Annotated in this window: 28 protein-coding genes; 19 read left to right on the top strand and 9 right to left on the bottom strand. The window is 55.9% G+C overall.

Going from position 1 to position 26,368, the window contains the following annotated elements; all coding sequences use genetic code 11:
• Positions 1-31 precede the first annotated feature (31 nt).
• The 7 genes from purF (at position 32) to hisP (ending at position 6,561) form a co-directional block, all read left to right on the top strand.
• The gene (gene purF / locus ACOTXF_RS18760; protein ID WP_021241570.1) at positions 32-1,549 is read left to right on the top strand and encodes an amidophosphoribosyltransferase; all 1,518 of its coding nucleotides are present in this window, start codon (positions 32-34) and stop codon (positions 1,547-1,549) included.
• Positions 1,550-1,638: 89 nt separating this feature from the next.
• Entirely contained in the window at positions 1,639-2,208 is a 570-nt protein-coding gene (locus tag ACOTXF_RS18755; protein ID WP_032675249.1) for a UbiX family flavin prenyltransferase, read from the top strand.
• 291 nt (positions 2,209-2,499) lie between these two features.
• Positions 2,500-3,282: a lysine/arginine/ornithine ABC transporter substrate-binding protein ArgT gene (gene argT / locus ACOTXF_RS18750; RefSeq protein WP_008502593.1), complete on the top strand. Its 783-nt coding sequence runs from the start codon at positions 2,500-2,502 to the stop codon at positions 3,280-3,282.
• A 226-nt stretch (positions 3,283-3,508) separates the two neighbouring features.
• The gene (gene hisJ / locus ACOTXF_RS18745) at positions 3,509-4,291 is read left to right on the top strand and encodes a histidine ABC transporter substrate-binding protein HisJ (RefSeq protein ID WP_047026930.1); all 783 of its coding nucleotides are present in this window, start codon (positions 3,509-3,511) and stop codon (positions 4,289-4,291) included.
• Positions 4,292-4,379: 88 nt separating this feature from the next.
• Positions 4,380-5,066 (top strand): histidine ABC transporter permease HisQ, encoded by a 687-nt coding sequence (locus ACOTXF_RS18740; RefSeq protein ID WP_008502591.1) that lies wholly within the window; start codon positions 4,380-4,382, stop codon positions 5,064-5,066.
• Entirely contained in the window at positions 5,063-5,779 is a 717-nt protein-coding gene (locus tag ACOTXF_RS18735; protein ID WP_008502590.1) for an ABC transporter permease, read from the top strand. Before ACOTXF_RS18740 ends, ACOTXF_RS18735 begins: the two co-directional genes overlap by 4 nt.
• Before the next feature lie 8 nt (positions 5,780-5,787).
• Positions 5,788-6,561 (top strand): histidine ABC transporter ATP-binding protein HisP, encoded by a 774-nt coding sequence (gene hisP, locus ACOTXF_RS18730; RefSeq protein ID WP_014832781.1) that lies wholly within the window; start codon positions 5,788-5,790, stop codon positions 6,559-6,561.
• 98 nt (positions 6,562-6,659) lie between these two features.
• Here the strand turns inward: hisP and ACOTXF_RS18725 are convergent, their stop codons facing one another.
• The 4 genes from ACOTXF_RS18725 to yfcG all read right to left on the bottom strand — a co-directional run bounded on the left by ACOTXF_RS18725 (position 6,660) and on the right by yfcG (position 9,194).
• A complete protein-coding gene (locus ACOTXF_RS18725) occupies positions 6,660-7,169 on the bottom strand; it encodes a GNAT family N-acetyltransferase (protein WP_234115339.1) in 510 nt (169 codons plus the stop codon).
• A 44-nt stretch (positions 7,170-7,213) separates the two neighbouring features.
• A complete protein-coding gene (locus ACOTXF_RS18720) occupies positions 7,214-8,107 on the bottom strand; it encodes a TIGR01777 family oxidoreductase (RefSeq protein ID WP_032652821.1) in 894 nt (297 codons plus the stop codon).
• A gap of 13 nt (positions 8,108-8,120) precedes the next feature.
• Complete coding sequence (gene folX / locus ACOTXF_RS18715) at positions 8,121-8,489, bottom strand: dihydroneopterin triphosphate 2'-epimerase (protein WP_008502586.1); 369 nt, start codon at positions 8,487-8,489, stop codon at positions 8,121-8,123.
• A gap of 75 nt (positions 8,490-8,564) precedes the next feature.
• The gene (yfcG, locus tag ACOTXF_RS18710) at positions 8,565-9,194 is read right to left on the bottom strand and encodes a GSH-dependent disulfide bond oxidoreductase (RefSeq protein WP_232926990.1); all 630 of its coding nucleotides are present in this window, start codon (positions 9,192-9,194) and stop codon (positions 8,565-8,567) included.
• Between the two features lie 140 nt (positions 9,195-9,334).
• Between yfcG and yfcF the strand changes: the two genes are divergently transcribed.
• The 3 genes from yfcF to yfcD are packed head-to-tail and all read left to right on the top strand — an operon-like array spanning position 9,335 to position 11,197.
• On the top strand, positions 9,335-9,979 hold the full coding sequence (gene yfcF / locus ACOTXF_RS18705; RefSeq protein WP_047747640.1) for a glutathione transferase: 645 nt from the start codon (positions 9,335-9,337) through the stop codon (positions 9,977-9,979).
• Positions 9,980-10,035: 56 nt separating this feature from the next.
• Positions 10,036-10,587 (top strand): phosphodiesterase, encoded by a 552-nt coding sequence (gene yfcE / locus ACOTXF_RS18700; RefSeq protein ID WP_023325771.1) that lies wholly within the window; start codon positions 10,036-10,038, stop codon positions 10,585-10,587.
• Positions 10,588-10,642: 55 nt separating this feature from the next.
• A complete protein-coding gene (gene yfcD / locus ACOTXF_RS18695; protein ID WP_008502582.1) occupies positions 10,643-11,197 on the top strand; it encodes an NUDIX hydrolase YfcD in 555 nt (184 codons plus the stop codon).
• 3 nt (positions 11,198-11,200) lie between these two features.
• Here the strand turns inward: yfcD and ACOTXF_RS18690 are convergent, their stop codons facing one another.
• Positions 11,201-12,220 (bottom strand): LacI family DNA-binding transcriptional regulator, encoded by a 1,020-nt coding sequence (locus tag ACOTXF_RS18690; RefSeq protein WP_021241565.1) that lies wholly within the window; start codon positions 12,218-12,220, stop codon positions 11,201-11,203.
• Between the two features lie 233 nt (positions 12,221-12,453).
• Here ACOTXF_RS18690 and ACOTXF_RS18685 point away from each other — a divergent pair, with 233 nt between their 5' ends.
• The 5 genes from ACOTXF_RS18685 (at position 12,454) to ACOTXF_RS18665 (ending at position 16,436) form a co-directional block, all read left to right on the top strand.
• The gene (locus tag ACOTXF_RS18685; protein ID WP_316937186.1) at positions 12,454-12,897 is read left to right on the top strand and encodes a PTS sugar transporter subunit IIA; all 444 of its coding nucleotides are present in this window, start codon (positions 12,454-12,456) and stop codon (positions 12,895-12,897) included.
• An 80-nt stretch (positions 12,898-12,977) separates the two neighbouring features.
• Positions 12,978-13,250: a PTS sugar transporter subunit IIB gene (locus tag ACOTXF_RS18680; protein ID WP_003861447.1), complete on the top strand. Its 273-nt coding sequence runs from the start codon at positions 12,978-12,980 to the stop codon at positions 13,248-13,250.
• 21 nt (positions 13,251-13,271) lie between these two features.
• Positions 13,272-14,663 (top strand): PTS ascorbate transporter subunit IIC, encoded by a 1,392-nt coding sequence (locus tag ACOTXF_RS18675; RefSeq protein ID WP_023617386.1) that lies wholly within the window; start codon positions 13,272-13,274, stop codon positions 14,661-14,663.
• A complete protein-coding gene (locus ACOTXF_RS18670) occupies positions 14,660-15,490 on the top strand; it encodes a transketolase (RefSeq protein ID WP_032663153.1) in 831 nt (276 codons plus the stop codon). The genes ACOTXF_RS18675 and ACOTXF_RS18670 overlap by 4 nt, the downstream gene beginning before the upstream one ends.
• Positions 15,483-16,436, top strand: a complete 954-nt coding sequence (locus tag ACOTXF_RS18665; RefSeq protein WP_047747639.1) for a transketolase family protein — start codon at positions 15,483-15,485, stop codon at positions 16,434-16,436. Before ACOTXF_RS18670 ends, ACOTXF_RS18665 begins: the two co-directional genes overlap by 8 nt.
• A 111-nt stretch (positions 16,437-16,547) precedes the next feature.
• On the opposite strand, the gene pta is transcribed toward ACOTXF_RS18665, so the two are convergent.
• Positions 16,548-18,689 carry a phosphate acetyltransferase gene (gene pta, locus ACOTXF_RS18660; protein ID WP_008502877.1) on the bottom strand — a complete coding sequence of 714 codons (2,142 nt, stop codon included), beginning with the start codon at positions 18,687-18,689 and terminating at the stop codon, positions 16,548-16,550.
• A 76-nt stretch (positions 18,690-18,765) separates the two neighbouring features.
• Entirely contained in the window at positions 18,766-19,968 is a 1,203-nt protein-coding gene (ackA, locus tag ACOTXF_RS18655; protein ID WP_008502876.1) for an acetate kinase, read from the bottom strand.
• 337 nt (positions 19,969-20,305) lie between these two features.
• Here ackA and yfbV point away from each other — a divergent pair, with 337 nt between their 5' ends.
• The 4 genes from yfbV (at position 20,306) to ACOTXF_RS18635 (ending at position 23,926) form a co-directional block, all read left to right on the top strand.
• Positions 20,306-20,761, top strand: coding sequence for a terminus macrodomain insulation protein YfbV (gene yfbV, locus ACOTXF_RS18650; RefSeq protein WP_008502875.1), 456 nt, complete (start codon positions 20,306-20,308; stop codon positions 20,759-20,761).
• A 91-nt stretch (positions 20,762-20,852) separates the two neighbouring features.
• Entirely contained in the window at positions 20,853-21,347 is a 495-nt protein-coding gene (locus ACOTXF_RS18645) for a YfbU family protein (protein WP_008502874.1), read from the top strand.
• Positions 21,348-21,358: 11 nt separating this feature from the next.
• Positions 21,359-22,018, top strand: coding sequence for a sugar phosphatase (locus ACOTXF_RS18640; protein ID WP_047747638.1), 660 nt, complete (start codon positions 21,359-21,361; stop codon positions 22,016-22,018).
• Positions 22,019-22,093: 75 nt separating this feature from the next.
• On the top strand, positions 22,094-23,926 hold the full coding sequence (locus ACOTXF_RS18635) for an SLC13 family permease (RefSeq protein ID WP_021241559.1): 1,833 nt from the start codon (positions 22,094-22,096) through the stop codon (positions 23,924-23,926).
• An 80-nt stretch (positions 23,927-24,006) separates the two neighbouring features.
• Here the strand turns inward: ACOTXF_RS18635 and yfbR are convergent, their stop codons facing one another.
• Together yfbR and alaA are read right to left on the bottom strand one after the other, a co-directional pair.
• Entirely contained in the window at positions 24,007-24,606 is a 600-nt protein-coding gene (yfbR, locus tag ACOTXF_RS18630; RefSeq protein WP_008503531.1) for a 5'-deoxynucleotidase, read from the bottom strand.
• 118 nt (positions 24,607-24,724) lie between these two features.
• Positions 24,725-25,939, bottom strand: a complete 1,215-nt coding sequence (alaA, locus tag ACOTXF_RS18625) for an alanine transaminase AlaA (RefSeq protein ID WP_008500204.1) — start codon at positions 25,937-25,939, stop codon at positions 24,725-24,727.
• Between the last annotated feature and the right edge of the window lie 429 nt (positions 25,940-26,368).

Here is a 26,368-nt window from a genome sequence, read left to right as displayed (position 1 = left end):
CCTGAGATGTGGCTTAACGAGGAAAAGACGAATGTGCGGTATTGTCGGTATCGCCGGTTTCATGCCGGTAAACCAGTCGATTTATGACGCGTTAACGGTGCTTCAGCACCGTGGGCAGGATGCTGCGGGTATCATCACCATTGATGCAAACAACTGCTTCCGTTTACGCAAGGCGAATGGCCTGGTAAACGATGTGTTTGAAGCCCGCCATATGCAGCGTCTGCAAGGTAATATGGGGATCGGTCACGTTCGTTATCCTACCGCTGGCAGTTCCAGCGCCTCTGAGGCACAGCCTTTCTACGTCAACTCACCGTATGGCATCACCCTTGCCCATAACGGCAACCTGACCAACGCGCATGAGCTGCGTAAAAAGCTGTTCGAAGAGAAACGTCGCCACATTAACACCACCTCTGATTCTGAAATCCTGCTCAACGTGTTCGCCAGCGAGCTGGATAACTTCCGTCACTATCCGCTGGAAGCGGACAACATTTTTGCCGCGATTGCCGCGACCAACCGTCAGATCCGCGGTGCGTACGCCTGCGTGGCGATGATCATCGGTCACGGCATGGTGGCCTTCCGCGATCCAAACGGCATTCGTCCGCTGGTGCTCGGCAAGCGCGACCTCGGCGATGGCCGTACCGAATATATGGTTGCCTCGGAGAGCGTGGCGCTGGATACCCTGGGCTTCGAATTCCTGCGCGACGTTGCGCCGGGCGAAGCGGTCTACATCACCGAGAAGGGCCAGCTGTTCACCCGTCAGTGTGCCGACAACCCGGTCAGCAACCCGTGCCTGTTTGAATACGTCTATTTTGCACGTCCGGATTCGTTCATCGACAAGATTTCCGTCTACAGCGCGCGCGTCAACATGGGCACGAAGCTCGGCGAGAAGATTGCCCGCGAGTGGGACGATCTCGACATCGACGTGGTGATTCCTATCCCGGAAACCTCCTGCGATATCGCGCTGGAGATCGCCCGCATTCTGGATAAGCCATACCGTCAGGGCTTCGTGAAGAACCGCTACGTTGGCCGCACCTTTATCATGCCTGGGCAACATCTGCGCCGTAAGTCCGTGCGCCGCAAGCTGAACGCTAACCGCGCGGAATTCCGCGACAAGAATGTTCTGCTGGTGGATGACTCCATCGTTCGCGGTACCACCTCTGAGCAGATTATCGAGATGGCCCGCGAAGCGGGTGCGAAGAAAGTCTATCTGGCCTCTGCTGCGCCGGAGATTCGCTTCCCGAACGTGTACGGTATTGATATGCCAACCGCCAACGAGCTGATCGCTCATGGTCGTGAAGTGGATGAAATTCGCCAGATCATCGGCGCTGACGGCCTGATTTTCCAGGATCTGAACGACCTCATCGACGCGGTGCGTGCCGAGAATCCGGAAATTCAGCAGTTTGAATGCTCCGTGTTCAACGGCATTTACGTGACCAAAGACGTTGACCAGCAGTACCTCGACTATCTTGATTCGCTGCGCAACGACGACGCCAAAGCCGTCCAGCTGCAAAACGATCTCGAAAGCCTAGAGATGCACAACGAAGGTTGATGTTCCGGCAGGTGAGGGCGTATGCCCTCACTTGCAACTCCCCGCAAAATCCTGCACAGTCTGCCCTGAAATCAGTAAGGGCGAAAATCATGAAACGACTCATAGTTGGGCTCAGCGGTGCCAGCGGCGCGATTTACGGCGTACGTTTGCTACAGGTTCTGCGTAACGTGGCGGACGTCGAAACCCATCTGGTGATGAGCCAGGCGGCGCGGCAGACCCTCTCTCTGGAAACCGATCTCACCCTGCGCGATGTTCAGGCGCTTGCGGATGTCGTTCACGATGCCCGTGATATCGCCGCCAGCATCTCCTCAGGCTCGTTTAAAACCGCCGGCATGGTGATCCTGCCCTGTTCAATCAAAACGCTCTCCGGCATTGTGAACAGCTACACCGACACCCTGGTGACGCGTGCGGCGGATGTGGTGCTGAAGGAGCGGCGTCCTCTGGTGCTGTGCGTGCGGGAAACGCCGCTGCACCTGGGCCATCTGCGCTTAATGACGCAGGCTGCTGAGCTGGGGGCTGTGATCATGCCGCCGGTGCCCGCGTTCTACCATCGTCCGCAAACGCTGGACGACGTTATCAACCAGACCGTTAACCGCGTACTCGATCAGTTCGACATCGACCTGCCCGAGGATCTCTTCACCCGCTGGCAGGGTGCCTGAATCTGTGCACATAGCCGGTGCATAAAAAGACACGTTGCCCTGTTTCAGGGCAATTATGCAACGGCGATCATATCCTCGACATTTAATTCGTTTTTTCCCTTTTTCTCTCTCCGGTTCGTTCGGCAGACCTGCTATCTTTCACCATTAAGGCAGTATCGCAACGTTTTATTAACATATTTAACGTCGAAGTTTTAACCAGACGGCAATGTGGCATAAGACCTGCAAGATGAAGCCTGCAACACAACACACAACACAATACATAATAAAATCACGGTACTTGAGGGTAAATGTATGAAGAAGACGGTTCTGGCTCTGTCTTTGCTGGTGGGGTTAAGTGCGGCAGCAGGTAGCTACGCAGCGCTTCCACAGACGGTTCGTATCGGTACAGACGCAACCTACGCGCCATTCTCTTCCAAGGATGCGAAAGGCGATTTCGTGGGGTTTGATATCGATCTGGGTAATGAAATGTGCAAACGCATTGCGGTGAAATGCACATGGGTGGGCAGCGACTTTGACGCGTTAATCCCGTCGCTGAAAGCCAAGAAAATCGACGCCATTATCTCTTCTCTTTCCATCACTGAAAAACGCCAGCAGGAGATTGCCTTCTCTGACAAGCTCTACGCCGCGGATTCTCGCCTGATTGCGCCTAAAGGCTCCCCGATTAAGCCCACCATCGACTCGCTGAAGGGCAAGCATGTCGGCGTGCTTCAGGGCTCGACGCAGGAAGGCTATGCCAATGCTAACTGGCGTGAGAAGGGCGTAGACGTGGTGGCTTACCAGAACCAGGATCTGATTTACTCTGACCTGGCGGCAGGCCGTCTGGATGCGGCATTCCAGGATGAAGTCGCTGCGAGCGAAGGCTTCCTGAAGCAGCCTGCGGGTAAAGACTACGCGTTTGCAGGCCCGTCGGTGAAAGACAAAAAGTACTTTGGCGACGGCACCGGGATTGGCCTGCGTAAGGATGATACCGAGCTGAAAGCCGCCTTCGACAAAGCCTTTGCAGAGCTGCGTAAAGACGGTACTTACGACAAACTGGCGAAGAAATACTTCGACTTCAACGTATACGGTGAATAACACCTGGCGGTGACGCACCGGAAAGGTGCGTTACGGGAGCGGTTGACCCAATACGGTGCATTTGATGCACTGTATTGGATCGCTGTGTGCATACTTACGCATTAATAATGCAAAAATTCCCGCTGGAAAGGCATTAATCTTTGCCTGACTGAGGGGATTAATGGCACATTAGCACCACCCCGTCGTCGTAAAAATCCCGTATGAAGACAGTTTGTTGAGGACAAATATGAAAAAACTCGTGTTGTCATTATCACTGGTACTGGCCTTTTCCAGCGCCACCGTGGCATTCGCAGCTATTCCGCAGAAAATTCGAATTGGTACCGACCCTACCTATGCGCCGTTCGAATCGAAGAATTCAAAGGGTGAACTGGTCGGTTTTGACATCGATCTGGCCAATGAGCTGTGCAAACGCATCAAAGCACAGTGTACCTACGTTGAGAACCCGCTGGATGCGCTGATCCCGTCCCTGAAAGCGAAAAAAATCGACGTAATCATGTCCTCCCTCTCCATCACTGAAAAACGCCAGCAGGAGATTGCCTTCACCGACAAACTCTACGCGGCCGATTCACGTCTGGTGGTGGCGAAATCGTCTGATATTCAGCCTACGCTGGAATCGCTGAAGGGCAAACGCGTGGGCGTGCTGCAGGGCACCACTCAGGAAACCTACGGCAACGAGCACTGGGCACCGAAGGGGATTGAAATTGTCTCCTATCAGGGCCAGGAAAATATCTACGCTGACCTGACGGCAGGCCGTATTGATGCCGCATTCCAGGATGAAGTCGCGGCTAGCGAAGGCTTCCTGAAAACGCCGGTAGGTAAAGATTACAAGTTTGGCGGCCCGTCCATTAAGGATGTGAAGCTGTTTGGTGTGGGCACCGGTATGGGCCTGCGCAAAGAAGACAACGAGCTGCGTGAGGCGCTGAACAAGGCGTTCGCTGAAATGCGCGCAGACGGCACGTACGACAAGCTGGCGAAAAAGTACTTTGATTTTAATGTTTACGGCGGCTAATCGCCCCGTCATATAACGTGCGGCCCCTCCCACGGCGGGAGGGGAAAAGACACGGTTCCACCACTCACGATACGACAGGGCTCGCGGTATGCTGTACGGATTTTCTGGCGTTATTTTACAGGGCGCGCTTGTCACCCTTGAGCTGGCTATCAGCTCCGTGGTGCTGGCGGTGCTGATAGGTCTGGCAGGCGCAGGGGCGAAGCTTTCAGCTAACAAACCGCTGGCGCTAATCTTTGAAGGCTATACCACGCTCATTCGCGGCGTTCCCGATCTGGTGCTGATGCTGCTGATCTTTTACGGTCTGCAGATTGCGCTTAACGGCATAACAGACGCGATGGGCATGGGACAAATTGATATCGACCCGATGGTGGCCGGTATTATTACCCTCGGTTTTATCTACGGCGCCTACTTCACTGAAACCTTCCGCGGTGCTTACATGGCCGTGCCGAAAGGTCACATTGAGGCGGCAACCGCATTTGGTTTTACCTCATCACAAACGTTTCGTCGGATTATGTTCCCGGCCATGATGCGCTACGCGCTGCCGGGCATCGGGAACAACTGGCAGGTTATCCTCAAAGCAACAGCGCTGGTCTCGCTGCTCGGTCTGGAAGACGTCGTGAAAGCGACTCAGCTGGCGGGTAAGAGCACCTGGGAGCCGTTCTATTTTGCGGTGGTCTGTGGCGTGATTTATCTGGTCTTTACGACCGTCTCCAATGGTGTGCTGCTTCTGCTGGAGCGTCGCTACTCCGTGGGTGTGAAGAGGGCTGACCTGTGATTGAGATTATTCAGGAATACTGGAAATCGCTGCTGTGGACAGATGGCTACCGCTTTACCGGCGTGGCGATTACGCTCTGGCTGCTGATCTCCTCCGTGGTAATGGGCGGTATTCTGGCGGTGTTTCTCGCCATTGGCCGCGTCTCGAACAATAAATTTATCCAGTTCCCGATTTGGCTGTTCACCTACGTCTTTCGCGGTACGCCGCTGTACGTGCAGCTGCTGGTGTTCTACTCGGGAATGTATACGCTGGAGATCGTAAAAGGCACTGAGATGCTGAATGCGTTCTTCCGCAGCGGTCTGAACTGTACGGTGCTGGCGTTGACGCTCAACACCTGCGCCTACACCACGGAGATTTTCGCGGGGGCGATTCGTTCTGTTCCTTACGGTGAAATTGAAGCTGCCCGGGCCTACGGCTTCTCGTCGGTGAAACTCTACCGCTGCATCATTCTGCCATCGGCCCTGCGTATCGCGTTACCAGCCTACAGTAACGAAGTGATTTTGATGCTGCACTCGACTGCGCTCGCCTTTACCGCGACGGTGCCGGACCTGCTCAAAATCGCGCGCGATATTAACTCCGCAACCTATCAGCCGTTTACCGCGTTTGGCATTGCGGCGGTGCTCTATTTAATTATCTCTTATGTTCTGATTAGCCTGTTCCGTAAGGCTGAAAAACGCTGGTTGCAGCATATAAAACCTTCTTCGACGCACTGAGAAAGATGATGGCTGAGAACAAATTAAACGTAATTGATTTGCACAAACGCTACGGCGAACATGAAGTGCTAAAAGGGGTGTCGCTGCAGGCGAATGCGGGCGACGTGATCAGTATCATCGGCTCATCCGGCTCGGGAAAAAGTACCTTCCTGCGCTGCATTAACTTCCTCGAAAAACCGAGCGAAGGCTCGATTGTGGTGAGCGGGCAGAATATTAACCTGGTCCGTGACAAAGACGGACAGCTGAAGGTTGCGGATAAAAATCAGCTACGCCTGCTGCGTACCCGCCTGACGATGGTTTTCCAGCACTTCAACCTCTGGAGCCACATGACGGTGCTGGAGAACGTGATGGAAGCGCCGGTTCAGGTGCTGGGCCTGAGCAAGCATGAAGCCCGCGAGCGCGCGGTGAAATACCTGGCGAAAGTGGGTATCGACGAACGCCAGCAGATGAAATACCCGGTGCATCTCTCCGGCGGTCAGCAGCAGCGTGTCTCTATCGCCCGCGCGCTGGCGATGGAGCCCGAGGTGCTGCTGTTCGACGAACCGACCTCCGCACTGGACCCTGAACTCGTTGGCGAAGTGCTGCGCATCATGCAGAAGCTGGCCGAAGAGGGCAAAACGATGGTGGTGGTGACGCACGAGATGGGCTTCGCCCGTAACGTCTCGAACCACGTGATTTTCCTGCATCAGGGGAAAATTGAAGAGCAGGGCCACCCGGACGAGGTGCTGGCAAACCCGCAAAGCCCGCGTTTGCAGCAGTTCCTTAAAGGCTCCCTGAAGTAAGAGGGCATCAGACCGCAGTGCAGCCCAATCGCCCGGTGGCGCTTCGCTTACCGGGCCTACAAAACCGTAGGCCGGGCAAACGCAGTGCCGCCCGGCATTCAGGCCGCACTACACTCCAGCCGGTACACCCAGTCGTCATAGCGCACGCCGTCAATCTCATACGCCTTTTCCAGTACCTGCATACGCACAAACCCGGCTTTCTCCAGCACCCGTTTCGACCCGCCGTTGTCCGCCAGCACGTACGCATTAATCGCCTTCACGCCGGTCTGGTTAAAGGCGTAATCACACACCGCGCGCAGCGCTTCGCTGGCGATACCTTTCCCCTGCGCGGCAGGCACAACCGTATAGCCGATGTCGGCCTCTTCACGATTCTCAGCGCTGATTTGCAGGCCGATATCGCCCAGCGGCGTATCATCATCCCGGGCGCGAATGACAAACACATGAGCAGCAGCGAGTCGCGCGGCAAACACGCGTCGGGTCTCTTTTTCCGGGGCGATGGCGGCCATATAGCGCATGATGCGGCGATCTTCACGCAGCGAGCGGAAGAAGGCCCAGTCAGTGGGTTCAAAAGGGGTGAGGTAAAGCCGGGGAGTGGTGATGGTTGCCATTGTTACGCCATTTCTTCGGAACATGGCCTGTCACTGTACCATATTCACCGCACCACATCCCCCAGCGCCTCTTCTAATTCATACCAGCGGAACGCAAACCCGGCCGCTTCCAGCCGTTTTGGCAGCGCTCTCTGTCCGCCCAGAACCAGAACAGACGCTTCACCCATCAGCAGCCGAATCGCCGTCGCAGGCACGCGCAATATCGCCGGGCGGTGCAGGGCATGTCCCAGCGCGTGGGCAAACTGTTCATTTCGCACCGGATACGGCGCAACCATGTTAAACGGCCCGCGCAGATCGTTATCCAGCAGCCAGAGAATCCCGTTGACCATATCGTCGATATGGATCCACGCCATATACTGACGGCCATTACCGATGGGGCCACCGAGTCCTAGCCTGAAAGGGGGAAGCATCTTCGCCAGAATGCCGCCTTTCGGCGCGAGGACGACACCGGTCCGCAGCAGGCAGACGCGGGTCCGATCGCTCTGCGCCGCGCAGGCGATACGCTCCCACTGGGCGCAGAGCTTATGGGTAAACTCGTTATGGGGAGGCTCTTCCTCGGTCACCACCACCTCGCCGAGATCGCCGTAATAGCCCACTGCTGAACCCGAAATCAGCACGGCAGGCGGCGTATGGCTGTTGCGGATCAGCTCGACCAGCTTTTCGGTAATGTTCCACCGGCTGCTGCATAACAGCTGTTTTTGCTCTTCCGTCCAGCGCTTATCGGCGATGGGTTCTCCCGCGAGGTTAATAACGGCGTCGAAACCGTCCAGATTTTGCTGCTCGGCCAGATTTTTCCAGATATCAACACCTGCCCCCAGCACCTGACGCGCTTTTTCCGGGCTGCGCGAGACCACGGTGATGTCGTGGTGCAAGGCCTGCAGACGCGCAATGAGGTGACGACCAATCAGGCCAGTACCGCCGGTCAGCAAAATCTTCATACAACCTCCAGGTTTACGCCTGGCGTTTCCAGCTTAACGTCATAGAGACGGAGTCGGCGTAACGCAGGGCGTGAAGTTTATCGATCTCAACTTCAGCATAAGTGACCCAGTGATGTTCGCGTGCGATATCAAGCACATCCTGAGTTAATTTTTCCAGCAGAGAGAAACGGTTATTCTCCACAAACTGGATAATGTTCTTGGTGATTGTGCGGTAGTTCAGCGCGTCATTGATGTCTTCGCTGGCGCGCGCTTTGTCTGCGGGGTAGTGAATCACCACGTTAATAACAATATCCTGACGGTTGGCGATCTCTTCCTCTTTGATACCGATGAAGGTACGCAGGCGTAAATTTTTTATACGAATAATGGCGTCTGGCTGTGACATTGCAGGTCTTCTCCGTGTCAGTATTTCCTGCCCATAATACATGAGAGCCTCACAGGCACCCAGCCTCATACCGGGTTAAATTTGCTGGATTTTTTGCATCGCTCGCTCGGTCGCCGGGCGGATCCGGATGCGCTCAAACCAGTTGTTCACCGCCGGGTAAGCGGCCAGGTCAATTCGGTGTTTTTCATGCGTATTCACCCACGGCCAGCAGGCGATGTCGGCAATACTGTAATGATCGCCCCCGAGCCACGGCGTTTTCTCCAGCCGACGGTTCAGAACGTCATAGAGCCGCTGCGTCTCAACCTGATAGCGTTCTATCGCGTAAGGAATGGGTTGCGGGGCGTAAGCGGTAAAATGATGATTTTGTCCCAGCATGGGGCCCAGCCCGCTTGCCTGCCAGAAAAGCCATTGCAGCGTATGGTGGCGCTCGCGCAGTTCGCCGCTCAGCAGCTTGCCGGTTTTCTCCGCCAGGTAGAGCAAAATTTCACCGGATTCAAACAGGCTCAACGGTCTGCCCCCGTCCGCCGGCTGGTTATCAATGATGGCCGGGATTTTATTATTCGGCGAGATAGCCAGAAAGAGAGGGCTGAACTGCTCGCCTTTGCTGATATCCACGCGAATGATCCTGTAATCCAGCTCGGCTTCTTCAAGAAAGAGGGTGATCTTATGGCCGTTTGGGGTAGGGGCATAATAAAGGTCGATCATTCTCAACTCCTGTCCATGCGAATAGTGGTGCCATGACAAATGAGTATAGGTGGTTGTTGTAAATCGTGAGTTTTCATCAAGTGACAGCGAGGCAAAGAGATTATATGTTGAGTAAAAACCGATCAGCCTATGAGGATGTTATGAACCAGCCCGTCATCACGTTGTGGTCCGATGCGAACTTCTTTTCTCCCTATGTCATGAGCGTTTACGTTGCGCTGGCCGAAAAAGGACTCGCTTTTACCCTGAAGACCGTTGATCTCGACGGCGGTGAACATCTCAAGCCGCAGTGGCAGGGTTACGACCTGACCCGTCGCGTGCCGGTGCTGGAGATTGACGGATTTGCCCTGAGCGAATCGTCGGCGATCGATGAATACCTGGAAGATCGGTTCGCCCCCCCGGAGTGGGAGCGTATCTATCCTCACGATCTGCAAAAGCGCGCCCGGGCGCGGCAGATCCAGGCGTGGCTGCGCAGCGATCTGGTGTCGATTCGCGTCGAACGCTCCACGGATGTCGTGTTTGCCGGGGTGAAAAAGCCCGCCCTCAGCGCAGAAGGCCAGGAAAGCGCGCAGAAGCTGATTGAAACCGCCTCCTTACTGCTCGCCCATGGCAACCCAAACCTGTTCGGCGAGTGGTGCATTGCGGATGCCGATCTGGCGTTGATGCTAAACCGCCTGATCCTCAACGGTGACGAGGTGCCGCAGCTGCTGGTGGATTATGCCGCGTTCCAGTGGCAGCGTGCCTCCGTGCAGCGCTATGTGGCACTCTCGGCCAAGCGCGCGGGCTGATAAGCCCTGACGCTTCAGGTATGATGGGGGCAGTCTGTTTTCCCGAGGAGTGACTGATGAAACTGATGTTTGCGTCGGATATCCATGGATCGCTGCCCGCGACCGAGCGTGTCCTTTCTCTGTTTGAGAAAAGCGGTGCGAAGTGGCTGATTATTCTGGGTGACGTGTTGAATCACGGCCCACGCAACGCGCTGCCGGAAGGCTATGACCCTGCGCAGGTCGCGGAAAAACTCAACCCGTATGCCTCGCGCATCATCGCCGTTCGCGGCAACTGTGACAGCGAAGTGGACCAGATGCTGCTGCATTTTCCCATTACCGCGCCGTGGCAGCAGGTGCTGCTCGAACAACACCGTCTGTTCCTGACCCACGGGCATCTTTTCAGCCCGGATAATCTCCCGGCGCTCGCGGCTGGCGATGTCCTGGTTTACGGTCATACTCATATTCCGGTTGCGGAAAAACGCGGTGAGATTTATCACTTTAATCCGGGCTCGGTCAGCATCCCAAAAGGCGGGTATCCTGCGAGCTACGGCATGCTGGAAGGAAATACCCTGAGCGTTATCGCACTTAATGATCAGCAAGTTATTGCGCAGGTAGCGATTAATCCGTAAGTTACACCTCAACTGCAAACGCGCCGAAAGAGCGCTTAGAAAAGAAGGTTTCCCGATGGTGGAGCAGAGTCATTTGGCAAGTACAGAGTGGGTTGACATTGTCAACGAAGAGAATGAAGTGATCGCGCAGGCCAGCCGCGAGCAAATGCGTGCGGAGCGCCTGCGTCACCGTGCGACATATATCGTTGTGCATGACGGTATGGGTAAAATTCTGGTTCAGCGCCGCACGGACACCAAAGATTTTCTCCCGGGTATGCTGGATGCCACTGCAGGCGGCGTCGTCCAGGCGGATGAAGTGCTGCTGGATTCTGCGCGTCGTGAAGCGGAAGAGGAGTTAGGCATCGCCGGCGTGCCGTTTGCCGAGCACGGTCAGTTCTATTTCGAAGACGAGAACTGCCGCGTCTGGGGCGGGCTGTTTAGCTGCGTCTCCCACGGCCCGTTCGCCCTGCAGGAAGAAGAAGTGAGTGAAGTCAGCTGGATGACGCCGGAAGAGATCACCGCGCGCTGCGACGAGTTCACGCCGGATTCGTTAAAAGCGCTGGCGCTGTGGATGACCCGCAACGCCAAAAACGAATCGACCAAATCAGAAAAAGAGGAAGAGGCTGAGTAATCGTCAGCAGCTCTCTCTCAGACACAGGCTGGACGCGATGGGCTTTTGATCGCGCCAGTCTCCGCCATTCAGGCGCTCCAGTAGCGCTTTCCCGGCTTCGATCCCAATCTTACGATGCGGCACCGCCATGGTCGTCAGCGGCGGCTGACAGACGCGGCTCACGTCGCTATCGCCAAACCCTACCACTGCCAGATCGTCCGGCACTTTGATTCGCCTGCGCTGGCACTCGTACAGCGCGCCGCAGGCCAGCTCGTCAGAGACGCACACCAGCGCATCCAGCTCAGGCCATGCCAGCAGGAATTCGGGCAGCTGCGCCGCGCCGGTCGAGAAGCTCGGCGGCATCGCCGCGTTAATGACCCGGTTAGGCGACATATGGTGGCGAAGCATGGCTTTATACCAGCCCTGCAGATGCTGCTGGAAAATCCACTGCTCCTGGTTGGCGCACAGCAGGCCAATGTTTTGATAGCCGCGCTTAATGACCATCTCCGTGAGCTCAAACATGGCCGCCACGTTATCAATCCCGATGTTCATATCAATCGGATCGGCGCGCATGGCGCCCATCTCCATCACCGGAATCGAGGCGTTTTTCAGCCAGTGGCGAACGGTGTCGGTATGTTCAACGCTGAGCAAAATCGCTGCGGCGATATTTGACGCCAGCAGCGTCTCCAGCAACTTCTCCTCCTGCTCAAGACGATGCTGGGATTCTGCCAGCATGATCTGATATCCGGCAGGCTGCAGCACCTGCTGTAGCCCGGCGAACATCTCCGAGCAGCCGGCTTCGGAGAGGTTGGGCACCACCATGGCTATCGTCCATGACGACGCCGAGGCAAGGGCACTGGCTGCAAGATTGGGCATATAGCCTAACTCTTGTACCGCGGCTTCTATTTTTTCTCGTAGTTTATCGGAAACCTGTTCGGGCGTGCGAAGCGCACGGGACACGGTCATCGTGCCCACACCGGCAAGCTGTGCGACATCGGCGAGTGTCACTTTACCAGTACTGCGCCGTTTTCGGGTTAGAGACATACACCTTCCTGCTGACCAGACGCGTTCTTTTTTCCTTCGTTTCACGTGACAGGCAGTATACGCCTTAAATCCCTTTTTTTGCTGTGATTTAGCAACGTGATTGCAATTTGATAGCGCTATCACATTTCTGCATGTTAATGATTGGTAGCGCTATCTTTGTGATCGCGATCGCAGTCAATCCGCGATGCGTTGAATAAAGTTTGCTCATCTTAAACGTGTGGCGGGAGTGAAAAGTGCTCAAAAAATGGATATATGATACAACCATCACGCTGCAGGAGAGCGTGGAAGACTGGCCGCAGGCGCTGAAGCTGTGCGCGAAGCCGCTGCTGTATTTGCAGGTGATTGAGCCTGACTACGTCACGGCCATCATCAAGCAGCACCACGCGTTAGGACCTTATTATGTGCTGGCACCAGGGCTGGCGATGCCGCATGCGCGGCCGGAGGAAGGCGCCAAAGGACTGGGGTTGTCGTTATTAAAACTAAAACAGGGCGTCTCGTTTGGTGCCGGTGAGTTTGACCCTGTCGATGTGATTATCATGCTTGCGGCACCTGACAAACATAGTCATATCGAAATGATATCCGCACTCGCAGAATTATTTTCCAGCGACGAGGAGATGGAGAAACTGCATCAGGCGAATACCCTGGAGGAAATTAAAACAATTATTAACCGCTTCTGATTTAATTCTGTAATCCGGTTTTTCACTACATTACGCGTCAGCGTGATGGGGCGTACTCTACTCAAAATAAGGGGACAACAATGAAAATCATGGCTATTTGCGGTTCTGGCCTGGGCAGCAGTTTTATGGTCGAAATGAATATTAAAAAGGTGCTCAAAAAGCTGGAGATTGAGGCTGAGGTTGAACACTCCGATCTCTCCTCGGCGACGCCGGGCGCGGCCGATCTGTTCGTGATGGCAAAAGACATTGCGGCCAGCGCCAGCGTGCCGGAGAGCCAGCTGGTGGTGATCAACAACATCATCGACATCAACGAACTTGAAGCGCAGCTGCGCGCCTGGTTCGAAAGACAATAACCCTGATAAGGCGAGGTGGATATGTTTATCCTTGAAACGCTGAATTTCGTTGTTGATATTTTAAAAGTCCCTTCGGTGCTGGTGGGTTTAATTGCGTTAATCGGTCTGGTTGCGCAGAAAAAAGCGTTTTCAGACGTGGTGAAAGGGACCATTAAAACTATTCTGGGCTTTATTGTACTGGGCGGCGGTGCCACCGTGCTGGTCGGATCGTTAAATCCGTTAGGCGGCATGTTTGAACACGCTTTTACTATTCAGGGCATTATTCCAAACAATGAAGCCATTGTGTCCATTGCGCTCGAAAAATACGGTGCAGCGACCGCGCTGATTATGGCCTTCGGGATGGTGGCGAATATTATCGTCGCCCGCTTTACCCGCCTGAAGTATATCTTCCTGACCGGACACCACACGTTTTATATGGCGTGCATGATTGGCGTGATCCTGACGGTGGCGGGCTTTGAAGGCGTAGGGCTGGTCTTTACCGGGTCGCTGATCCTCGGCCTGATCATGGCTTTCTTCCCGGCGATTGCGCAGCGCTACATGAAGCGCATTACCGGCAACGATGAGATTGCCTTCGGCCACTTCGGCACGCTGGGCTACGTGCTGTCCGGCTGGATTGGCAGCAAGGTAGGTAAAGGTTCCCGCTCAACCGAAGAGATGAACCTGCCGAAGAACCTGAGCTTCCTGCGCGACAGCTCAATCTCCATCTCCCTGACCATGATGATTATCTACCTGATTATGGCGGTGAGCGCCGGGCGCGAGTACGTCGAGGCCACCTTCAGCGCCGGTCAGAACTACCTCGTGTACGCCATCATCATGGCTATCACTTTCGCGGCAGGCGTGTTCATCATCCTTCAGGGCGTACGCCTGATTCTGGCGGAAATCGTCCCGGCTTTTACCGGCTTCTCGGAAAAACTGGTGCCGAACGCGCGTCCTGCGCTGGACTGCCCGGTGGTGTATCCCTATGCACCTAACGCGGTGCTGATTGGCTTCCTGTTCAGCTTCCTCGGCGGGATTGTGGGGTTGTTCATCTGCGGTCAGTTTAGCTGGGTGCTGATCCTCCCGGGCGTGGTGCCGCACTTCTTCACCGGCGCAACGGCGGGCGTGTTCGGTAACGCCACCGGCGGACGTCGTGGGGCGATGATTGGCGCCTTTGCCAACGGCCTGCTGATTACCTTCCTGCCGGTCCTGCTGCTGCCGGTACTGGGCGCCATTGGCTTTGCCAACACCACCTTCTCTGACGCCGACTTCGGCGCGGTTGGGATTGTGCTCGGCAACCTGGCGCGCTTCCTGTCGCCGCTGGCCATCACCGGGCTGGTCGTGGCGCTGTTCGCGCTGCTGGTGGCGTACAACGTCTTCGCGAAAAACAAACCTGCAGGCGGTAACGCGCAGGAAAACACCGGAGCCAAATCATGAATGAGAAAGAGATAACCGAACTCGCGCGTCAGATCCGTCTTGAGACGCTGAAATCCCTGACGCAGCTGGGATTTGGCCACTACGGCGGTAGCATGTCGGTGGTTGAAACCCTGGCCGTGCTGTACGGCGCGGTGATGAAAATCGACCCGGCGGACCCGGACTGGCCGGAGCGAGACTACTTTGTGCTGTCAAAAGGCCATGCGGGCCCGGCGCTCTACAGCACCCTGGCGATCAAGGGCTACTTCCCGATAGAAGAGCTGAGCACGCTTAACCAGAACGGTACGCGCCTGCCCAGCCACCCGGACCGCCTGAAAACGCGCGGCGTAGATGCTACCACCGGTTCGCTGGGACAGGGGATTTCCATCGCCGGCGGCATGGCGCTGTCGCACAGGCTGGCAGGGCGGCCGAATCGGGTCTTCTGCATCGTCGGCGACGGCGAGCTGAACGAGGGGCAGTGCTGGGAAGCGTTCCAGTTTATTGCCCATCATCGCCTGAACAACCTGACGGTGTTTGTCGACTGGAATAAACAGCAGCTCGACGGCGAGCTGGACGAGATCATCTGCGCGTTCGACCTCGAGGGCAAATTCCGCGCCTTTGGCTTTGACGTGGTGACGGTGAAGGGGGACGACATTCCGGCGCTGCTGGCGGTGACGTCGCGGGTCCCGGCTGCCGATGCGCGTCCGTTAGTCGTCATCCTCGATAGCATTAAGGGGCAGGGTGTGCCGTACCTGGAGCAGCTCAGCAACTCGCATCACCTGCGATTGACCGCGGAGAGCAAAGCGGCCCTCAACGAGACGATTCGCCAACTGGAGGCTTCACATGATTAAGGTTGCACCGGCAGGACAGAAAGACGCCGTTGAGATGCGTAAAGTTTACGCGGGCTTCGTGGCAAAGCAAATTGAGGCCGGAAGCGACATCATTGCGCTTGAAGCCGACCTGATGAGCTCGATGGCGATGGACGGCGTGGCGCGCGATTATCCGCAGCACGTGATTAACTGCGGCATTATGGAAGCCAACGTCATCGGCACGGCAGCCGGGCTGTCGCTTACCGGCCGCAAGCCGTTCGTTCACACCTTCACCGCCTTTGCCAGTCGCCGCTGCTTTGACCAGCTGTTTATGTCCCTGGACTATCAGCGCAACAACGTGAAGGTGATTGCCTCAGACGCGGGCGTGACGGCCTGCCACAACGGCGGAACGCATATGTCATTTGAGGATATGGGCATTGTGCGCGGGCTGGCGCATTCGGTGGTGCTGGAAGTCACCGATGCGGTGATGTTTGAGGACGTGCTGCGCCAGCTTATCGATCTCGACGGCTTCTACTGGGTGCGGACCATTCGTAAGCAGGCGCCGAGCGTGTATGCGCCGGGCTCCACCTTCACCATTGGAAAAGGTAACGTGCTGCGCGAGGGGAGCGATATTACGCTGATTGCCAACGGCATCATGGTTGCAGAAACCCTTGAGGCGGCACGGCAGCTTGAGCAGGAGGGCGTCAGCGCGGCGGTCATCGACATGTTTACCCTGAAGCCCATCGACCGGATGCTGGTGAAAAACTACGCCGAGAAAACCGGGCGCATCGTGACCTGTGAAAACCACAGCATTCACAACGGGCTGGGGTCGGCGGTAGCGGAAGTGCTGGTGGAAACCTGCCCGGTGCCGATGCGGCGGGTCGGGGTCAAGGAGCGTTACGGCCAGGTGGGAACGCAGGATTTCCTGCAGAAAGAGTATGGCCTGACGGCACATGACATTGTATCGGCGGCGCGCGAGCTGCTGTAAATAAAAAAGGCGACCGGTTAAGTGGTCGCCTTTTTGTTGCCCGGTGGCGCTAGCGCTTACCGGGCCTACGGTTTTGTAGGCCGGATAAGCGAAGCGCCATCCGGCAATACATTACTGCTGCTGCGAAGACTGGATCGCTGTCAGCGCGATGGTGTAAACGATATCGTCTACCAGTGCGCCACGAGACAGGTCGTTCACAGGTTTGCGCATGCCCTGCAGCATTGGCCCGATGGAGATCAGGTCGGCAGAACGCTGTACCGCTTTGTAGGTGGTGTTACCGGTGTTCAGATCCGGGAAGATGAACACGGTAGCGCGACCTGCAACCGGCGAGTTCGGCGCTTTGGATTTTGCAACGTCAGCCATGACTGCGGCATCGTACTGCAGCGGGCCGTCGATCATCAGATCAGGGCGTTTTTCCTGCGCAATACGGGTCGCTTCACGCACTTTCTCTACGTCGCTACCTGCACCAGATGTGCCGGTGGAGTAGGAGAGCATCGCCACGCGTGGCTCGATACCGAAAGCGGTCGCGGAGTCTGCGGACTGGATAGCGATCTCTGCCAGCTGCTCTGCGGTTGGATCCGGGTTGATCGCGCAGTCGCCGTAAACGTAAACCTGTTCAGGCAGCAGCATGAAGAACACGGAAGACACCAGAGAGCTGCCTGGCGCGGTTTTGATCAGCTGCAGCGGTGGACGGATGGTGTTCGCCGTGGTGTGAACCGCACCGGAAACCAGACCGTCAACTTCGTCCTGCTCCAGCATCAGCGTGCCCAGCACCACGTTGTCTTCCAGCTGCTCACGCGCAACGGCTTCGGTCATGCCCTTGCTCTTACGCAGCTCAACCAGACGGGCAACGTAGCTTTCGCGAACCACTTCCGGGTCAACGATTTCGATGCCAGCGCCCAGCTCAACGCCCTGAGAGGCCGCTACGCGGTTGATCTCATCCGGGTTACCCAGCAGCACACAGGTCGCGATGCCGCGCTCTGCACAGATAGCCGCCGCTTTAACGGTACGTGGTTCGTCGCCTTCTGGCAGCACAACGCGTTTGCCCGCTTTACGCGCCAGCTCGGTCAGCTGGTAACGGAAGGCTGGCGGAGACAGACGGCGGCTGCGCTCGGAGGTCGCGGTCAGGGATTCGATCCAGTCTGCGTTGATGTAGCCCGCAACGTATTCCTGAACTTTCTCGATACGCTCGTGGTCATCAACCGGCACTTCCAGGTTGAAGCTCTGCAGGCTCAGGGAGGTCTGCCAGGTGTTGGTGTTCACCATGAAGACCGGCAGGCCGGTCGCGAACGCGCGTTCGCACAGCTTGCTGACGCGTGGGTCCATCTCGTAGGCACCGGTCAGCAGGATCGCACCGATTTCCACGCCGTTCATTGCGGCCAGGCAGGCTGCAACCAGCACGTCAGGACGGTCTGCGGAGGTCACCAGCAGGGAACCTGCGCGGAAGTGTTCCAGCATGTGCGGAATGCTACGCGCACAGAAGGTCACGGACTTCACGCGACGGGTGTTAATGTCGCCTTCGTTAATCACGGTCGCGTTCAGGTGACGCGCCATGTCGATTGCACGGGTGGCAATCAGATCGAAGCTCCATGGCACCGCGCCCAGAACCGGAAGCGGGCTGGATTCCTGCAGCTTAGCCGGGTCAACTTTGATGACTTTCGCTTTGGACGAGTCGTCGAAGATCTCGGACAGGTCAGGGCGAGTACGGCCCTGCTCATCCACTGGCGCGTTCAGCTTGTTGACGATCACGCCGGTGATGTTGGTATTTTTCGCGCCGCCGAAGCTGCTGCGCGTCAGTTCGATACGCTCGTTCAGCTGTTCCGGGGTGTCAGTGCCCTGAGACATCACGAAAACGATCTCTGCGTTCAGGGTTTTCGCGATTTCGAAGTTCAGAGACTGGGCAAACTGGTGTTTGCGGGTTGGAACCAGACCTTCAACCAGCACCACTTCCGCGTCTTGCGCGTTAGCATGGTAGTTGGCGATGATCTCTTCCATCAGCACGTCTTTCTGGTTGCTGGAGAGCAGAGACTCAACGTGGCTCATCTTCAGCGGTTCAGCCGCCGGCAGATTGGAGTTCTTGCGAACGATGGTGGTGGTCTGGTCTGGTGCATCGCCACCGGCACGTGGCTGGGCGATTGGCTTAAAGACGCTCAGACGAACGCCTTTGCGTTCCATAGCACGGATAACGCCAAGGCTGACGCTGGTCAGGCCGACGCTGGTTCCGGTAGGGATCAGCATAATAGTACGGGACACGGTTTATCCTCTTTCGTTACCGCCCAAATCGGGCGGGTTACAAAACAGCACCGCCAGCATTGCTGGCGGTGTGGAATCAGGCAGTCAGGCGGTGCGCGTCTTGCGCGATGACCAGTTCTTCGTTAGTTGGGATAACGAGAGCAGGGCGGGTGCCTTCTTTGTTGATGAAGCCAGACTTGCCGAAGCGGGCAGCCAGGTTACGCTCGTGATCAACGTCGAAGCCCAGAACGCCCAGTTTGCCCAGGGACAGTTCACGAACCATTGCCGCGTTCTCACCGATACCACCGGTGAAGATAACCGCGTCCAGACGGCCTTCCATCAGCGCAGTGTAAGAGCCGATGTATTTCGCCAGACGGTGGCAGTAAACGTCCATTGCACGTTTAGCGTCTTCTTTCTCTGCGTAGTTGTCTTCAACGTAACGGCAGTCGCTGGTGACTTCGGTCAGACCCAGCAGGCCAGACTCTTTGGTCAGCATTTTGTTGATCTGGTCAACGCTCATGCCCAGGGTGTCGTGCAGGTGGAAGATGATCGCCGGGTCGATGTCACCGGAACGGGTACCCATCACCAGACCTTCCAGCGGGGTCAGACCCATGGACGTATCAACACATTTACCGTTGCGGATAGCAGAAACAGAACCACCGTTGCCCAGGTGGCAGGTGATGATGTTCAGTTCTTCAACCGGCTTGTTCAGCACTTTTGCCGCTTCCTGAGTCACATAGAAGTGGCTGGTGCCGTGCGCGCCGTAACGACGTACGCCGTGCTCTTTGTACAGGCTGTATGGCAGGGCATAGAGGTAAGACTCTTCCGGCATGGTCTGATGGAACGCGGTGTCGAATACGGCCACGTTTTTGTCTTTCAGATTCGGGAAGGATTTCAGCGCTTCAGCGATACCGATCAGGTGAGCCGGGTTGTGCAGCGGTGCGAAAGAGGCAGAGTCTTTGATGCCCTGGATCACAGAGTCGTCGATCACCACGGAGCTGGTGTATTTTTCGCCGCCGTGGACGATACGGTGACCAATCGCAGTCAGCTGAGCAGACAGTTCTGGTTTTTGTGCCAGAATAGTGTTAACGATAAAGTTCAGCGCTTCACTGTGAGCGGCGCCTGCACCTAAAGCCGCTTCTTGTTTGCTGCCGTCCATCTTCCACTTGATACGTGCTTCAGGCAGATGGAAACATTCGGCCAAACCAGAGAGGTATTCGTCACCGTTGAGCGCATCGATGATGGCGAATTTCAGTGAGGAGCTACCGCAGTTCAGAACCAGTACTAACTTACTCGACATGGAAGTACCTATTATTGATACGTGGCTAAAAAAACGTCAGTGAGTCTAACAGCGTAACGCATGATGACCCGGACATTTATGATTAACATCATGCCAAACGAACATTGTGGCATGATGGAAGAAATAACTATGATTTTATGCCATTTTGCACAATTTTCAGCCAATGGCATAATATGCAATAATTTGACGAGCTAATGATTCTCGTCTAAGGCCCTATCAGGCTGGCACAGGATACCCGATACGGGGTAGTGATGACAAAATATTTTGAACGTTGTCATAGCTTGTTGTGGTTTTGCACGAAAATTTTAATTTTTATATGTGAAGTTGAGGTACAGCCATGTCGACACCAGAGAACCCGTCCGTTAATTTCTTTAGCCTGTTTCGTCGGGGACAGCATTACGCAAAGACGTGGCCGATGGAAAAGCGCCTTGCGCCGATGTTTATTGAGAATCGCACCATCCGCGCCACGCGCTATGCGATTCGCTTTATGCCGCCTGTCGCTATCTTTACGCTGTGCTGGCAGATTGCGTTGGGTGGACAGCTTGGTCCTGCCGTTGCCACGGCGCTCTTCGCATTAAGCCTGCCAATGCAGGGCCTGTGGTGGTTAGGTAAACGCTCCATCACGCCACTTCCCCCTTCTATTTTACACTGGTTTTATGAAGTGCGCGGTAAACTGGAAGAGGCCGGACAGGCGCTCGCCCCGGTGGAAGGCAAGCCGGATTACCAGGCGCTGGCGGACACGTTAAAGCGTGCATTTAAGCAACTGGATAAAACATTCCTCGATGACTTGTGATTGATCATCGAAACGACCAAGAAAAGAGGGCACAGTAACAATCAGTTACCGTGTCTTTTTTTTAAGTGCAATGCGCTACAGGAGTCGAAAGATGGAAATGACCCATGCCCAACGTCTGATTTTGTCTAACCAGTACAAGATGATGACTATGCTTGATCCCGATAACGCTGCGCGCTACAGCCGCCTGCAAACCATCGTCGAACGCGGCTTTGGTCTACAAATGCGCGAACTGGACCGCGAGTTTGGCGAGCTGAAAGAAGAAACCTGTCGCATCGTGATCGACATTATGGAGATGTATCACGCCCTGCATGTGTCTTGGACGAATCTCAAAGATCAGCAGTCCATTGACGAGCGCCGCGTGACCTTCTTAGGTTTTGATGCCGCAACGGAAGCGCGTTATCTCAGCTATGTGCGCTTCATGGTGAATACGGAAGGGCGTTATACCCACTTTGACGCGGGCACCCACGGCTTCAACGCGCAGACCCCGATGTGGGATAAATATCAGCGTATGCTGAGCGCGTGGCACGCCTGCCCGCGTCAGTACCATTTAAGCAGCAACGAAATTCAACAAATCATTAATGCCTGACGGAGGTGCGTGTGCAGTGTAGAGGTTTTCTGTTTGATCTGGACGGTACGCTGGTGGACTCGCTGCCGGTTGTGGAACGTTCCTGGCGCCATTGGGCTGACAGACATGGCATCGACCATCAGGACGTGCTGAATTTTATCCATGGCAAACAGGCCATTACCTCGCTACGGCACTTCCTGGCCGGACGCTCTGAGGAGGACATTCAGGCGGAGTTCAAGTACCTGGAACACATTGAAGCCACCGATACGGACGGCATCACCGCGTTACCGGGCGCGCGCGAACTGCTTGAGCATCTGAACGAGGCGCAGATTCCGTGGGCTATCGTCACCTCCGGTTCCGTGCCGGTGGCCCACGCCCGGCACAAGGCTGCAGGGTTGCCAACGCCGGACGTGTTTATCACGGCGGAGCGCGTGAAGCGGGGTAAACCGGAGCCTGACGCATTTTTACTGGGCGCTGAACTGCTGGGCCTGGACCCTGCAGAGTGCGTGGTGGTCGAAGATGCGGCGGCTGGCGTACTGGCCGGGCTGAACGCAGGAAGCCACGTCATCGCCGTTAACGTTCCGGCGGAATCTCCCCGCCTGGACGAGGCAGACCTGGTGCTGGATTCACTGACGGCACTGTCTGTTTCAAAAGCCTCTGACGGAGTTGTAACCGTCTCGCTAAAAATGTAATCCCATGATATGGCCCCACATTGCTGGGGCTTTTTTATGGCAAAATTTCTCATCTTCCACTGACAAGGATAGGTTGTGAACGGTGAACTGATTTGGGTCCTGAGCCTGCTTTTAATCGCCATCATTCTTTTTGCCACGGGCAAGGTACGCATGGACGCCGTCGCCCTGTTTGTTATCGTCGCATTTGTGCTCAGCGGAACGCTGACGCTGCCGGAAGCCTTCTCCGGATTTAGCGATCCCAACGTTATCCTGATTGCCGCCCTGTTTATCATCGGGGATGGTCTGGTGCGCACCGGCGTAGCGACCATCATGGGGGCGTGGCTGGTAAAAGTGGCGGGCAGCAGCGAAACCAAGATGCTGATCTACCTGATGGTGACCGTCGCCGGGCTGGGGGCGTTTATGAGCTCCACGGGCGTGGTCGCTATCTTTATCCCGGTGGTGCTGAGTGTCTCCATGCGGATGCAGAGCTCGCCTTCTCGCCTGATGATGCCCCTGAGCTTTGCCGGGCTTATCAGCGGCATGATGACCCTGGTGGCCACGCCGCCGAACCTGGTGGTCAACAGCGAACTGATCCGGGAAGGATTTGAGGGCTTTAGCTTTTTCAGCGTCACCCCGCTTGGGCTGGTCATTCTGGTCATGGGCGTGGTCTACATGCTGCTGACCCGTTTTGCCCTGAAAGGTGAAAAACAGGACAAAAATAAAGAAGGATGGAAGCGACGCACCTTCCGCGATCTGATTAAGGAGTACCGCCTTACCGGGCGCGCGCGCCGTCTGGCGATCCGGCCCGGCTCGCCGATGGTGGGGCAGCGGCTGGATGACCTGAAGCTGCGTGAGCGCTATGGCGCGAATGTGATCGGCGTAGAGCGCTGGCGACGGTTTCGCCGGGTGATCGTCAACGTCAACGGGGTGTCGGAATTCCGCGCGCGTGACGTCCTGCTGATTGATATGTCCACCGCGGATGTGGACCTGCGCGAGTTCTGCAGTGAACAGCTGCTGGAGCCGATGGTGCTCCGCGGGGAGTATTTCTCCGATCAGGCGCTGGATGTCGGCATGGCCGAGGTGTCGCTGATCCCGGAGTCGGAACTGCTGGGTAAAACCGTGCGGGAGATGGGGTTCCGCACCCGCTATGGTCTGAACGTCGTGGGGCTGAAGCGCGATGGCGTGGCGATGGAAGGGGCGGTGGTGGATGAGCCGATCCTGCTGGGCGATATTTTTCTCGTCGTCGGTAACTGGAAGCTGATTAGCCAGCTCGGGCAAAAAGGGCGTGATTTTGTGGTGCTCAACATGCCCGTTGAGGAGAGCGACGCCTCCCCGGCCCACAGCCAGGCGCCCCATGCGATTTTTTGCCTGGTATTGATGGTGGCGCTGATGCTGACCGATGAGATCCCCAATCCGGTCGCCGCAATCATCGCCTGCCTGTTGATGGGTAAATTCCGCTGCATTGACGCCGAAAGCGCCTATAAGGCCATTCACTGGCCGAGCATCATTCTCATTGTCGGGATGATGCCCTTCGCCCTGGCGCTGCAAAAAACCGGCGGGGTAGATCTGATCGTTAAAGGCTTAATGGACGTGGGCGGCGGGTATGGGCCGTACATGATGATGGTCTGCCTGTTTATCATGTGCGCCACCATCGGCCTGTTTATCTCGAATACCGCGACGGCGGTACTGATGGCACCTATCGCCCTGGCGATGGCGAAGTCCATGGGCGTATCGCCGTATCCGTTTGCGATGATGGTGGCGATGGCCGCTTCCGCGGCGTTTATGACGCCGGTCTCTTCACCCGTGAACACGCTGGTGCTGGGACCGGGGAACTACCGGTTCAGTGATTTCGTTAAGCTGGGCGTGCCGTTCACCGTGCTGGTGATGGTGGTGTGCGTGGTATTGATACCGGTCCTGTTTCCGTTCTGAGCATTTTGCCGGGTGGCGGCTGCGCCTTACCCGGCCAACAAGCCAGCAGGCCCTGCAAGCGCAGCGCCGCTGGGCGTAAATCAGAGGGGAGAATCCTGGCTAATCTCATCCAGCGATAAATGGAAGCTCGGTACAAACACCTGCATAAAGTAATCCATCTCTTCGCTGCGGCGGGATTCCAGCGTTTTTTCCAGGCGCGTTTTCGCCAGCAAGAATTCATTATTCCCTGCGGACAGCTCTTCGAGACACTTCAGATAGGCACACAGCGCGTCGGCCTGTTTGACCAGCGACTTTTCATCTTCCGTGTACTGATGCTCGTTGATAAGCGGCTCGAAGATATCACGCAGTTCTTCGGGCACCATCTCAATCAGCTTCTGCTGGGCAATTTTCTCAATGGCCTTATATTCCTGCGCAATTTGCGAGTTGAAATATTTCACCGGCGTAGGCAGATCGCCGGTGAGCACTTCTGACGCATCGTGGTACATCGCCAGCAGGGCGATGCGCTCTGGATTGACCTGACCGTTGAATTTGCGATTTTTAATCGCGGCCAGCGCGTGAGCGACCATCGCAACCTGCAGGCTGTGCTCTGACACATTTTCCGTGCGGACATTGCGCATCAGCGGCCAGCGGTTGATGAGTTTCAGGCGGGAGAGGTGGGCAAAGAAATGACTCTGACTCATAGGTTACCTTTTGTCTTCACTGCGACAGGCGTTCATTGTGCGGGGAGGGGAGGCAAGATGCAAATTTGCGGATTTTGCAGGCCGGGTGAGCGCAGCGCCACCCGGCAGAAAGGCAACGTTACTGATGGTATCCGGAGAGGAAGCGGCCGAAACGGCTGATGGCCATTTCCAGGTCATCTTCGCGCGGCAGCGTCACGATACGCACGTGATCCGGCCACGGCCAGTTAAACGCCGTGCCCTGGACCAACAGCACTTTTTCCTGCAGCAGGAAATCGAGCACCATTTTCTGGTCGTCGTGGATATTGAAGCGCTTTGCGTCAATTTTCGGGAACATATAGAGCGCCCCGTTCGGCTTCACGCAGGAGACGCCCGGGATATCGTTGATCAGCTCCCACGCGCGGTTACGCTGTTCGTACAGGCGTCCACCGGGCACGATAAACTCGCTAATGCTCTGATAGCCGCCGAGCGCGGTCTGGATCGCGTGCTGCGCCGGCACGTTGGCGCATAAACGCATGGAGGCCAGCATCTCCAGCCCTTCAATATAGCCTTTGGCGTGTTTTTTAGGACCGTTTAACACCATCCAGCCCTGGCGGAAACCGGCCACGCGGTAGGTTTTGGACAGGCCGTTAAAGGTGACGGTCAGCAGGTCCGGGGCCAGCGCGGCGATGGAATGGTGCTGCGCCGCGTCGTAGAGGATCTTGTCGTAAATTTCGTCTGCAAAGATGATCAGGTTGTGCTGGCGGGCCAGCTCGACGATCTCCATCAGCAGCTCTTTTGAGTAAACCGCGCCCGTCGGGTTGTTGGGGTTAATAATGACGATACCGCGCGTGCGGGGCGTAATTTTTGCGCGTATATCATCCAGGTCCGGGAACCAGTCAGAGGATTCGTCGCACAGATAATGCACTGCTTTACCGCTGGACAGTGATACGGCAGCCGTCCACAGCGGATAGTCCGGCGCGGGTACCAGCATTTCGTCCCCGCTGTTCAGCAGGGCCTGCATTGCCTGCACAATCAGTTCGGAGACGCCGTTGCCGATATAGATATCTTCAACGGTAACATCACGCATACCGCGTGCCTGGTAGTGCTGCATAATGGCTTTACGTGCGGAGTAAAGTCCTTTTGAATCGCAATAGCCTTGTGCAGTCGGAAGGTTGCGGATCACATCAACCAGAATTTCATCCGGCGCTTCAAAACCAAATGGCGCAGGGTTACCAATGTTGAGTTTCAGAACCTTGTTGCCTTCTTCTTCAAGGCGTTTTGCCTCTTTCAGAACCGGGCCGCGGATGTCATAACAGACGTTATCTAGCTTGCTGGATTTTTCGATAGGGGACATGAACCTTTAACCTTTTCGCTATTATTGCCGCTCCCTGCCGTGGAAGTCAGCACGGAATAATGTACTCCCCCCTCGCTTCGTTTTGAAGGGTGTGCAGGAGAAGATTTTGTGCCCGGAGCAAATTATTGATGAATCTTTTTCGCTGCGCGTGCGCTTTTTCACTGTCTTAAAGTTGCGCGCTTAGCGAGAGGTTAGGTTAAATGTGCTATCCATTTGCCAAAATACTGTATAATGTGCTGTTAAAAATAAGTAGTAAGCTGGACAGAGGTGGCAATCACCCTGAGTGACTTTTCGTAAAACCTGAATGCTTGATGCCTGTTTCTGTAATAGCATACTGGGTAATGGTGCCAACTTACTGATTTAGTGTATGATGGTGTTTTTGAGGTGCGCCAGTGGCTTCTGTTTCTATCAGCTGTCCCTCCTGTTCAG

It is taken from the genome of Enterobacter cloacae complex sp. IR53041 (genome assembly GCF_049238285.1).
GTDB classification, from domain to species: domain Bacteria; phylum Pseudomonadota; class Gammaproteobacteria; order Enterobacterales; family Enterobacteriaceae; genus Enterobacter; species Enterobacter roggenkampii.
This window is presented reverse-complemented; position numbering and strand designations above follow the sequence as displayed.